Raw genomic sequence first — 12,021 nt, 5'->3', positions numbered from 1 at the left:
ACTATGCTAGATCAGTGAGGAAGTGACTTTCAAAACCTCATCTGCCGTAGTAACACCTTCGATGATCTTATATGCGCCTGCAATGCGCAAGGGTTTCATGTCATCCTTGATGCTTTGTGCACGCAAGGCATGGATATCGGCACTTTCAGTGATCAGTTTGCTGAAAGGCAGGCTGACCGTCAGTAATTCATATAAACCAGTACGTCCCATGAAACCAGTCTGGCGACATTCAGGGCAACCGACAGGTTTGTAGATTTTTTCGGGTTTGCTGATGCCCCAGCCTTCGGTCAGGGTATCCCAGACTGCATCCTGTAATTCACCTTCAGGCGATTTGCAGTGTATGCACAGGGTTCTGACCAGACGCTGAGCCAGGATGCCAATGATTGTTGCTTCCAGTAAATAATAAGGGACGCCCAGTTCCAGCAGACGCATGATGGCTGATGGCGCATCATTGGTATGCAGGGTGGACAAGACCAAATGGCCAGTCAGTGCGGCTTGTATGGCCATCTCGGCAGTTGGCAAATCGCGTATCTCGCCCACCATGATGATGTCAGGATCCTGACGCATGAGAGCCCGGATGCCGTCGGCAAAGCTCAGGTCTATGGAGGACTGTACCTGCATCTGGTTGAACGAGCCCTCTACCATCTCGATAGGGTCTTCGACGGTACAGACATTCACATCCGGTGTCGCCAGCGCTTTCAGGGTGGTGTACAGGGTGGTGGTTTTACCGGAACCGGTAGGCCCCGTGACCAGGATAATGCCATGCGGTTTGCTGGTCAGGTGGTCCCAGCGCTTGGCGTCATTCAGCGGAAAACCCAGTTCCGGCAAGGTCTTGACGACGACTTCAGGATCAAAAATACGCATGACCATTTTTTCGCCGAACACCGTCGGCAGGGTGGACAGACGTAATTCGACTTCCTGGCCTTCGCTGGTGCGGGTTTTGATACGGCCATCTTGGGGACGGCGTTTTTCGATCACGTCCATGCGGCCCAGTAATTTGATACGGGCCGTCATGGCGATCATGATGGTGGCCGGTACCTGATACACCTGGTGCAAAACACCATCGATACGGAAACGGATGACCGAAATATCGCGCTTGGGTTCCAGATGAATATCCGAAGCGCGCTGCTCAAAGGCAAATTGCCACAACCAGTCAACGATATTGACGATGTGCTGGTCATTCGCATCAACCTGCTTGTTGGTTTTGCCGATCTCTATCAGTTGCTCAAAGTTCTGGCGCAAATTGGTGTCATTCTTATTTGACTTGCGCGCGTCCTTGATGGATTTTGCCAGGGAAAAAAACTGGACGATGTATTGTGAAATTTCCAGCGGGTTCGCCAGCACCAGGCGAATTTCCTTACTGCTGAATTTCAGTATTTCATCCTGCCATTCAGTATTGAATGGCTCAGTCGTTGCGACGACGACGATATTGCCCGTAGACTCTACTGGCAGGATGTTGAAACGGGTCGCATAGGACGCAGACATGACATCTGATACGCTGGTGAAATCAATCTTCAAGGGATCAATGCGGTAAAAAGGCAAATTCACCTTGGTCGCCGCCCATTCTGTCAGCCAATCCAGCGTCAGCAAAATATGCGGGGAAATGGCCGAATGCAATCTGGCCTGCGCAACCGCAGTCAATGGATGCATACTGGCCGGGCCATTTTTTAACAAGCCTTGGGACGCATGGAACTGGGTCTTGGCTTCATCTTTAAGGACGATGCCGTCAGCCATCAACCAGGTGAAAATTTGTTGCAGATTCAGGCTGCGATGTGCGGGTTTATTCATACTGTATGGCCGTTTCCATCAATTTATTTTGGAATTATTTTGAATTGCAGGCTACTTTGAGCCCGCTTTTAATCCATTTACCCAGGATTTTGCAGGCAATTTGGTACTGGCCTTGATCTGTTCAGCTTTCTCATACAGATCTGGGAAATTCAATTCAGGTTTGCGCTTGAAGGCAAGAGCAACAACATTGCCATCATGGACTTCTGGCAGGCACAGCACCGTATCAAAGGCAAAGCGCATGGCTTTCAGGTTACGTGCATAGCTGGGGTGGTCACCAAAGAGGTTGACAGTCAGGATGCCGTTATCCTTCAGGCAATTTGCGCAGGCTTGATAAAATTCAGCACTGTCGAGCACAGGGCCACGTGCGGTGGCATCATACAAATCCACTTGCATGGCATCAAAATGACCATGATTATTGTCATCATTGACAAAGTCCAGGGCATCCATTTCCCGCACTTGAAGGCGATCATCATTGGCCGGCAATTTGAACATGCTTTCGCAAATGGCAATGACTGAGGGATTGAGTTCTACCGCCGTTACTGACGCCTCTTCAAACTGACGGTAACAGAATTTGGTCAATGCACCAGTTCCAAGTCCCAACTGCGCCAGGTGTTGTGGTGCATCAATGAACAGCATCCAGGCCATCATCTGTTGTGCATATTCGAGTTCGATAGCGTCGGGCTTGCGCAGGCGCATGGCCCCCTGTACCCATTCTGTACCAAAATGCAAAAAGCGTACCCCATCCATTTCAGACAGGGTGACGGGAGCAAATTTGGGTTTGCGGTTGGCTTTCTTGGGCGCTGCAGCCGTGGGGCCAGACCTGTGGTTGGCCTCGGCTTCTATGGATTTTCGTTTGATTAGCATTCGCTTATTTTAACCTCCATAGTGTTTATGGAAAGCAAATTTACATCATTCATACAAGTTGTAATAAATTTTGACCGAAAAAGCTGCAAAAATTTGCTTTTTCCTGTTGCGCCAGACATGGGGCGATTTGGTGGAGCGAGAACGCAATGCTACTGATGAAATGAATTTCAGGGAGTGACAGGCCCTAGTTCAACTTGCCAGTCCCTTAGTTTCTCTTCAAAACTGCGCATCGCATAAGCGGGTGAGGATGAGGGAAGTATCGCCGTCAGATAGCCACGCTGTTTGAAATAAGCTGCCATTTTGCCAGCAGTCTGACCATTGAAGCAAAGCTTGCGCAATTGTGGATGACTGGCTTGCAGGCCGCAGAAATCATTCAGTTTGCCATCACGTATCGCCGAATCAAGACTGCCTGCGCGTACGCAAGAATGAAATACATCCCATAGGCCAATACCATGGGCCAGCAAGCCTTGCAGGCGCTGTTCATAATCCAGGCTGACCAGGTCTGTGCCCAGTGATGCAGAAACCAGACGCCAGAACTGGTTTTGCTTGAATGCATAGTATTGCGTTGCATCGAGTGAGGCAACGCCAGGGAAGCTGCCCAGTATCAGTGTGTGAGTATCTTGATCCACCACAGGCGGGAAACCTTGTAGCAAAGGAGATTGTGTCGTCGTGATCAAGTCAGGTGTTTTCATGTAGCTAATATCTGGTCAGCTTTCAGGATAACAAGTAGATGGCTTTGCTACGTGATATCGATGCCATATCCGTCTCAGTGCACCATCGGTACAAATGAAGGCTGAAAAACTTTGTGACAAAATTCATTCTGGCTGGTGACCAGCATGTCTGGTCGTTTTTGCATTCATGGACTATTCTTGAATGATGGAAAATCTTGCAGTACTTGCTATAGTAGAATGAATCAGGAGGTTAGAAAATGAAATTGATTTTTAACACAGTGTTTTTGGTTGCCGTGATGGCGACGCAGGTACAGGCGGGTGAGGTAAAAGTCACCTGGCAAGAGCCTGAAAAGTATACCGATATTCGCCCTGGCAATGAATCCAAATCAGGCTTCCAGGCACGCATGATCAAGGAACTTGACCAGGTATTTGCAGATATGGCGAAAAAACTGCCCGACGCCTGTCAATGGGATGTGACAGTGACTGATGTTGACCTGGCTGGTGATGTACGTCCATTTTTTCGCAATACTGTCGATGATATACGTGTCATCAAGGACTTGTACTGGCCGCGTATGACTTTCAGTTTTGACTTGAAAGATGAAAAAGGTAAAAGCATCGCCTCTGGTACAGAAAATATCAAGGATATGAACTTCCTCATGCGTTCCGGTCTGGCCACTGGCAATTCCAGTTTTCGCTATGAAGAACAGATGTTGCGTGACTGGTTTGCCAAACAACAGCGCGAAAAAGTATTTCCTTCGCGTTAATTTTTCAGATTTGTCGCTGATGCATAAAAAAACGGACTCACTGCTGAGTCCGTTTTTCTTTCATTACTGAGATCCTTGAGCTTACTTATCTACCTACTTACTGACTTACTTACTCAATAACATCTCATTAAGACGTTTCACAAAACCGCTAGGGTCAGTGAGGTGGCCGCCTTCTGCCAGCAAAGCCTGGTCAAACAAGAGATGTGACCAGTCATCGAACTTGGCTTCTTCATACTTGAGTTTCTGTACCAAAGGATGGTCAGGATTGACTTCCAGGATAGGCTTGGAGTCGGGCGCGCTTTGACCCGCCGCCTTCAGCATGCGCGCCAGGTTACCGGACAAATCATGCTCATCTGCGACCAGACAGGCTGGTGAATCAGTCAGACGGAAAGTCACGCGCACATCCTTGGCTTTATCTGCCAGGGCTGTTTTCATTTTCTCGACCAGGTCCTTGAACTCGGTCTGCGTTTCTTCATGCTGTTTCTTTTCTGCTTCATCTTCCAGTTGACCCAGGTCCAGGCCGCCTTTGGCGACAGACGCCAGTTCCTTGCCTTCAAAGTCAGTCAGATAGGACAACATCCATTCATCAACACGGTCAGTCAGCAGCAGGACCTCAACGCCTTTTTTGCGGAAGATTTCCAGATGCGGGCTGTTCTTGGCTGTTGCATAGCTCTCTGCCGTGACATAGTAAATCTTGTCCTGGCCTTCTTTGGCGCGGCTCAGGTAATCTGCCAGTGACACGTTCTGTACATCGCTGTCATTGTGGGTAGAGGCAAAGCGCAAGAGTTTGGCGATACGGTCTTTGTTGGCACTGTCTTCGCCAACGCCTTCTTTCAACACTTGGCCAAATTCGCCCCAGAACGTGGTGTACTTGTCTTGCTTCTCTTTAGCGTCGTCACCGTCAGCATTTGCCAGGTCTTCCAGCATGCCCAGTACGCGTTTGGTCGAACCTTCACGGATAGCCTTGATGTCGCGGCTTTCCTGCAGGATTTCGCGAGAGACGTTCAAAGGCAGGTCATTTGAATCAATGACGCCTTTGACAAAGCGCAGATAGACTGGCATCAGTTGTTCAGCATCATCCATGATGAAGACACGTTTGACGTAGAGCTTGATGCCGCCGCGTTTGTTGCGATCCCACATGTCAAACGGTGCACGCGCCGGGATATACAGCAATTGCGTATATTCGCTGCGGCCTTCAACGCGATTATGGGTATGCGTCAGTGGTGCGCTGTAGTCGTGCGAGACATGCTTGTAGAATTCATCATATTGTTCCGGCGTGATCTCAGACTTGCTGCGCGCCCACAAGGCACTGGCCTGGTTGATGGTTTCCAGTTCGTCCTTCAAGACCTGTTCTTTTTTCTCTTCATCCCATTCTTCTTTCTGCATTTTGATAGGCAGGGAGATATGGTCGGAATAAGTACGGATGACGGATTTAAGCTTCCATGCAGACAGGAACTCATCTTCGCCTTCACGCAAGTGCAGGGTGATGCTGGTGCCACGGCCTTCTTTTACTATATCTTCGACGCTAAAGTCACCAGCACCTTCAGATTCCCAGCGTACAGCCTGGTCTGCAGGCAGACCGGCGCGACGGGTTTCTACGGTGATGCGGTCAGCAACGATAAAACCGGAATAAAAACCAACCCCAAACTGGCCTATCATGGCGGCATCTTTTTGCTGGTCGCCAGACAATTTGCCAAAGAATTCTTTGGTGCCGGATTTTGCGATCGTACCCAGATGTTCTATGGTATCTGCCTTGCTCATGCCTATGCCATTGTCGGCGATAGTGATGGTGCGGGTTTCTTTGTTGAAGCTGACCAGGATTTGCAGATCAGGATCGTTTTCAAACAGGCTGGCATCGTTAATTGCTTCAAAGCGCAATTTGTCTGAAGCATCAGAAGCATTCGAGATCAGTTCGCGCAAAAAGATTTCCTTGTTTGAATACAAGGAATGAATCATCAACTGCAAGAGTTGTTTGACTTCGGCCTGAAAGCCCAGGGTTTGTTTTTCTGACATGGTTTCCCTCAAAGATTTCTTTAGTAGTGTTGGCAATCGCTCGCCTGCTGCTTTTTTTAAGCATTGTTTGCAACATTGCTTTAGCAGGTGGAAGGTGAGGCCGCTTTGGTGGATTTCAAGATGATTGTTTAAAAAGCATGAAAATGTTACATCTTAATCCTGGGAACGCACGGATATTTGTAATTTTTGCAAAAAATCACTAAACTTCATTTGATCAATGGTGATCAGTACTGATTAATCGATACTTATTTCTTTGATCCTTAAATGCTCATGGAGTCACAGCGATGTTGCTTAAAGTGGCGGGTTTGCTTTGTTTATATCTGCTTTATGGGTATGCGCCCAGGCTTAGTGCAGCCAATCTCTATCTGACAGAAGTGGCTCCTTTTGCTTTTGTCAAAGACACTAAAGGGGGGTATGACGGTATCAATGTACGTATAGCTAATGAGTTGCGCAGGCGATCCGGTGTGTCTTTGGAACTGGTGGTGGTGCCCAGTGCCCGTCATATAGTGATGTTTCCGGCAGATAAAGAAGCTTATAGTATTTCCCAGGCTGAAAATTTTACAAATCAGGAAGGCAGTTTTTTGTCCGAGGTGACGCAGTTCCCTATTGTGGTGGTCGCGCAGCGTGGTGCCGTGCTGAAGAATTATGATGATCTGATTGCGCTGTCTACGGAAAAAGGCATAGGCATGATGCGTCGCTTGAGTTACGGTACGTTTGGCCAGGATGACAGGGTCAGAAAAGTAGAAATCAATACGCTGGAAAATGGCCTGCGCATGCTGGAAGCCGGGCGTATCTCGGGTATTGTCGCCAGCCAGCCAGCGATACTGGCTGCGGCAGAAAGAAATGCATCGACGCATTTGTTGGGACCTAGCCTGGTTATTTCTTATGGTTCCCATGTCATGCGCGTCAGGCCAGAATTTGCTTCAAGCTCGACTTCAAAAGCCATCAATGCGACTTTGCTGGCGATGAAAAATGACGGTAGCATTGCGCGCATACTTGATGATTTTTTAAAAGACCTCAAGACGGGTTTGCCATCGGTAAAATAGCAGGCTGGCATAGCCCTCGTTATCCTTGAAAAAGACTTCCTCAGTCACTTGATTTCGGGCTTTTGTCACAAGCCTGTTCTGCTATAGTCTTGCCCACTTTACACTTCCTCCCGTTGTCTAAAAATCTCCTGCTTGCCATCCCTGGCTGGCAGCACTATCCCAGTTAAATTTTCATACAAATGCCCAAGCTTGCCTCAAGAAATAAATCTGTCTCGTCCAACCTGCCGTACCAGGCAATCATGAAGGCCAGCATGAACTGTGTTGGGGCCTCGCTTTTACTTTTCAGTCCGGTATTGCGTGCTGCTGATGCGCCCACCAGGAATGGCGAAGTCGTGCAAACGGTGGAAGTTGCAGGGCCGGGTGCGACAGCGCAAAGAAAGAACGACACTGCCGCAAAAATCATCATCAATGCTGCTGAGTTACTGCAGTATGGGGATACGCAATTGTCCGCCGTATTAAAGCGCCAGCCTGGTGTGTCTGTGGTGGGCAATGAATTGCGCATGCGTGGATTGGGATCAGGCTATACACAAATCTTATTAAATGGCGATGCGGTAGCGCCTGGATTTTCCATAGACAGTATCGCGCCTGAGTTGATAGAGCGCGTGGAAATCCTGCGTACGACGACGGCAGAGTTCAGCGCGCAGGCAGTGGCCGGGACCATCAATATCATCCTGAAAAAAGGTGTAAGCAGTGCCAGGAAAGAAGTCAAATTCGGCATGTCGCGTAGTGAAAATAACTGGAATCCTTCACTTGCTTTGGAGATCGCTGACAAGAATGCCGGTTTTTCCTATGCTGTTAGCGCTACTCTGTCGAAAACTGGCTATGAAAGCACGCCCCTGGTCACCGAGAGTATTTATGATGCAAGCGGCGAATTTAAAATTCTGCGCCTGAGGGAGCAAAAGAATGTCACAGACGTGTGGCGCTTTGGACTTAGCCCCAGGCTGAACTGGAATCTGGAAAATGGCGACACGCTGAGCTTGCAGAGTTTCTTTGACTACTACGGCAATTTGAATTGGGGTCGTGATCATGAAATAAATATGACGAAGCTCACTACGCAATATCCAGACAATAATTATCAGGCGTCCATGCATACAGCCATATTACGCACAGACCTGAACTGGGCACACAGACTAGATACCGATAGTAAGCTGAATGTAAAGCTGGGTTTTAATTACAATCACCGCGAGGTTGACTACAATTTTTTTGGTTATCCATTGCCGCAGGATCAGCCTTTCAATCGCCATGTCGTGTCGAATGCCGCCGAAAGCAGTGCCAGCAGTAGCGGCAAATATTTGAGCCGCTTTCGCGAAGATCACAGTCTTGCTTTGGGTTGGGATGCCACGCTGACGCAACGCAGTGAAGCGCGTTTGCAATTTGACCGGCAGACTAATACCAATATCATAGACCCGCTGGCGGAAGACTACAAAGCCAACGTGCGCCGGATTGCCATGTTTGCCCAGGATGAATGGGATGTGACAAATCGCTTGCAAGCTTATCTGGGTTTACGCTGGGAAGGTTTGAATACAGAAACCACAGGACGTCTGATGACACCAGTGCAGACCAGGTCCAGCGTCTGGAGTCCGGTCATGCAATTATTGTGGAAACTGCCGGAACAAGAAAAAGACCAGCTACGCTTTGCCCTGTCACGTACTTACAAGGCTCCCACACCGCGTAGCCTTGTGCCACGCCGCTATACGGCGAATAATGATAATGGACCGACTAATCCAGACTACCAGGGTAACCCGCAACTCTTGCCTGAACTGGCTTGGGGTGCCGATCTGGCTTATGAATCTTACTTTGGCAAAAACAGCATGTTCAGCCTGTCAGCCTATGCCAAGCGCGTACAGGATGTGACTGTGCAAAACCTGTATGAGAAAAATGGCGTGTGGATTACGACGCCATATAATCATGGCACTGCCAAAGTGATGGGGATAGAGTTCGATGCAAAAATAGCCCTGCAGAATTTGCTGATTGCTGCGCCACCAGTAGAAGTGCGTCTGAATGCGGCACGCAACTGGTCCAGGCTCGATGCCATACCGGGGCCGGATAATCGCCTGACAGATCAAGTGCCGCTGACTGCTAATCTGGGTATGGATTACAAGCGCAGCGAGCAACAATCATTTGGCTTCAATTTTAATTTGCAGACAGGGGGCACTGTGCAGGCCACCCCTGGTTTGCGCAACTATACTGGCGTCAGCCGTAATCTTGACTTGTACGGTTTGTGGAAGCTGGAAAACAAGATGCAACTGCGCTTGTCTGTCAGTAATCTCCTGCATCAGGATGTGCTCCAGGCTTCGCAATACAGTGATCAGGATGGTCGCAAGCTGCGTAGCTCGGTCACACCGGGAAGTGCGATGATACGCCTGCAGTTTGAAAAGAGTTTATAGATTGATTGGGGATTTCTCCCCAATGTTTGCCTGGTATTTGCTACCTGGCACACGCTACTTAGTACACGCTACTTGATACCTGCGCCTTTGAATTTTTCAGGATCAAAATCGGCAATATCAATTTTGCCGAAATGTTTGGGCGGCGTGTATATCTTTTCTTTGGCTTTGTCCGGCTCACTGGTATGGAAGGATGATTCAGATGCCTTGACCAGTTGCCAGGTATCGTCCTTGCGTGAGTAATTGAATTGATAGGCATTCGCCCAGCGCCAGGCACTGCCACCGTAGTGGGACACTGTGAAGCTTTTCTTGTCTGCCGTCAGCTCAGCAAAGGGATCACCAAACACGCCGCCACAGGTAGAACAGAGAACGATTTTCTCGTTGGTCTTGACCAGCTTTAATTTGCCATCGGCCTGGCGTATGGCGATGTGCAAGGGGCGCTGCCCTTGCTCCATATCTTCATCTGTGGCGTTTTTCTTTTGTTTTTCCAGGATGAAAACATAATCAGCCTTGTCGTCGCCATTCAAGTCAGTGCTGACAAAGGCCAGCAGTTTGGTATCGGCTGTGATGAAAGCGCGCAAATCTGCTGGAATTTCTTTTCCCTCCAGATAGATACCAGCCTGGCTGAGGCCAGGCAGCATCGCCATACTGGCAATGACGGCTGCTTTTTTTGACAGGCTGATACTTTGCATGGTGCTTCCTCTTGTCTTGAATGAAAACAGGGGAAACGATTGTTTCCCCTGGGTGATTTCTACCCTAAATTTTACAGCGCCTTGATCTGCATACCTTCGGCCTTATCTTCGACTTCATAGCCCAGTGCATGCAACTCGCCACGCAGGCGATCTGCCTCGGCCCAGTTTTTGGCTTTACGCGCAGCCTGACGTTGTTCTGCCAGGCTTTGCACTTCCGCCGGGATAGCCAGCACTGCAGGTTGCCATTGCGCCAGACCCAGGCCAAACACTCTGTCGAATTCTGTCAACGTGGCTTTTTTGTCGGCATCCGGCAAATCGGCTTTCAGCATTTCCCAGACCAGTGCCAGGGCGCGCGGTACATTCAGGTCTTCATTGATGAAGGCTGTGAATTTTTCGCTGTATTCTGCATTGACGCTGCCACCTTCTGGCCAGGCATGATAAGTCTCGCGCAAGCGTTGCAAGGCAGTTTGTGCGGACAACAGAGCCTCAAAGCTGAACTGCATCTGGCTGCGGTAATGCGCAGTCAGGCACAGATAGCGATATGCCAGCGGATCAATGTTCTGGTCCAGCAAAGTTTGCAGGCGCAGGAATTCACCCGTCGATTTAGACATCTTGCCAGAATCGATTTGCAGGAAATAGCCATGCATCCAGAAGTTGGCCAGGCGGGTGCCATGGCAAGCCTGGTTTTGCGCTATCTCATTGCTGTGATGGATGGCAATATGGTCTTCGCCACCGCAATGGATATCAAACCATGGCGTCAGGTATTTGGCTGACATGGCAGAGCATTCTATATGCCAGCCAGGGAAGCCACGGCCCCATGGGCTGTCCCATTCCATTTGACGGTGTTCGTCCGGTGGGCTGAACTTCCACAGAGCGAAGTCGGTCGCATGCAGTTTTTCACCGAGTTCAACACGGCTGCCAGCCTTGATGGCATCACGCTTGATACGCGCCAGGAAACCGTAATCGTCCTGTTTGCTGGTATCAAAGTAAATGCCATCGCTGGTGCGATAGATATAGCCATTTTTTTCTATGGCAGCAATGAAATCGATTTGCTCAGCGATGTGGTCGGTGGCCTTGCACCAGATGGCGGGTTCAAGAATGTGCAGTTTTTGCAAATCATCCTTGAAGGCGGCAGTGAAGCGGTCGGCGATCTGCCAGGCAGATTCACCGGCCTTACGACTGCCTTTTTCCATCTTGTCTTCACCGTCATCACCATCGGAGACGAGATGGCCGACGTCAGTAATGTTGATGACATGGCGCACGGTGTAGCCATTCCATTCAAGGGCGCGGCGCAACAGGTCTTCAAACAGGTAGGTGCGCAGGTTGCCGATATGGGCATAGTCATACACGGTAGGTCCGCAGCAGTACAGGCCCACCCAGTCTTTGTTCAGTGGGCTGAAAGGGCGCAGGCGGCGTTCCCAGTTATCGTAGAGAAGTATGTCCATTTGTTGTGAAAATAGCTAAGTGTGAATGTGATCGATGGTGAAAGCAGATACTCAAGACGGGCAGACAGGGCTATCCCTTCTGCATGCAGTTTTGCAGACTCAACAACAGCTTGAGTTGAAAACTTGTGTTTGCGCGGACGCAGACATGCCAGACACAGACGTTTCGCCTATGCAATCTTTAACATGTTGTTGGTCCAAGTGGGGCATATAATTAAGTCTGACCGGTTCCGTTAGTACAGAATTTAAGAAGTTCAGCGTGAGAATGTAGCATACATATGCACTTTTGATCAAAATTGAACTGTCTGATCGCGAACCAAATAGGCAAAACAAGACGTAGCTGAAAATAAAGCGGTG

General features: G+C 49.2%; 9 protein-coding genes. 3 read left to right on the top strand and 6 right to left on the bottom strand.

The window, feature by feature from the left end; translation table 11 throughout:
* Positions 1-6: 6 nt before the first annotated feature.
* The 3 genes from ACO0LD_RS19330 to ACO0LD_RS19320 form a co-directional block, all read right to left on the bottom strand.
* Positions 7-1,788, bottom strand: a complete 1,782-nt coding sequence (locus ACO0LD_RS19330; protein ID WP_423009780.1) for a GspE/PulE family protein — start codon at positions 1,786-1,788, stop codon at positions 7-9.
* Between the two features lie 51 nt (positions 1,789-1,839).
* Positions 1,840-2,652: a methyltransferase domain-containing protein gene (locus ACO0LD_RS19325; protein ID WP_423009778.1), complete on the bottom strand. Its 813-nt coding sequence runs from the start codon at positions 2,650-2,652 to the stop codon at positions 1,840-1,842.
* A 167-nt stretch (positions 2,653-2,819) separates the two neighbouring features.
* Entirely contained in the window at positions 2,820-3,305 is a 486-nt protein-coding gene (locus ACO0LD_RS19320; protein WP_423009950.1) for a DNA-deoxyinosine glycosylase, read from the bottom strand.
* 275 nt (positions 3,306-3,580) lie between these two features.
* On the opposite strand from ACO0LD_RS19320, the gene ACO0LD_RS19315 reads away from it, so the two are divergent.
* Positions 3,581-4,087 carry a DUF3016 domain-containing protein gene (locus ACO0LD_RS19315; RefSeq protein WP_423009776.1) on the top strand — a complete coding sequence of 169 codons (507 nt, stop codon included), beginning with the start codon at positions 3,581-3,583 and terminating at the stop codon, positions 4,085-4,087.
* A 105-nt stretch (positions 4,088-4,192) separates the two neighbouring features.
* On the opposite strand, the gene htpG is transcribed toward ACO0LD_RS19315, so the two are convergent.
* Positions 4,193-6,100, bottom strand: a complete 1,908-nt coding sequence (htpG, locus tag ACO0LD_RS19310; RefSeq protein ID WP_423009774.1) for a molecular chaperone HtpG — start codon at positions 6,098-6,100, stop codon at positions 4,193-4,195.
* 284 nt (positions 6,101-6,384) lie between these two features.
* Here htpG and ACO0LD_RS19305 point away from each other — a divergent pair, with 284 nt between their 5' ends.
* Positions 6,385-7,146 carry a transporter substrate-binding domain-containing protein gene (locus ACO0LD_RS19305; protein WP_423009772.1) on the top strand — a complete coding sequence of 254 codons (762 nt, stop codon included), beginning with the start codon at positions 6,385-6,387 and terminating at the stop codon, positions 7,144-7,146.
* Positions 7,147-7,397: 251 nt separating this feature from the next.
* Positions 7,398-9,533, top strand: coding sequence for a TonB-dependent receptor plug domain-containing protein (locus ACO0LD_RS19300; RefSeq protein ID WP_423009770.1), 2,136 nt, complete (start codon positions 7,398-7,400; stop codon positions 9,531-9,533).
* Positions 9,534-9,601: 68 nt separating this feature from the next.
* On the opposite strand, the gene ACO0LD_RS19295 is transcribed toward ACO0LD_RS19300, so the two are convergent.
* The gene (locus tag ACO0LD_RS19295; protein WP_423009768.1) at positions 9,602-10,222 is read right to left on the bottom strand and encodes a hypothetical protein; all 621 of its coding nucleotides are present in this window, start codon (positions 10,220-10,222) and stop codon (positions 9,602-9,604) included.
* Between the two features lie 71 nt (positions 10,223-10,293).
* Entirely contained in the window at positions 10,294-11,667 is a 1,374-nt protein-coding gene (gene cysS / locus ACO0LD_RS19290) for a cysteine--tRNA ligase (RefSeq protein ID WP_423009766.1), read from the bottom strand.
* Positions 11,668-12,021: the final 354 nt, after the last annotated feature.

The sequence above is a fragment of the Undibacterium sp. Ji83W genome, assembly GCF_049340385.1.
Taxonomy (GTDB): domain Bacteria; phylum Pseudomonadota; class Gammaproteobacteria; order Burkholderiales; family Burkholderiaceae_D; genus Undibacterium.
The sequence above is the reverse complement of the archived record's forward strand: the minus strand, read 5'-3'. Positions and strand labels throughout refer to the sequence as shown.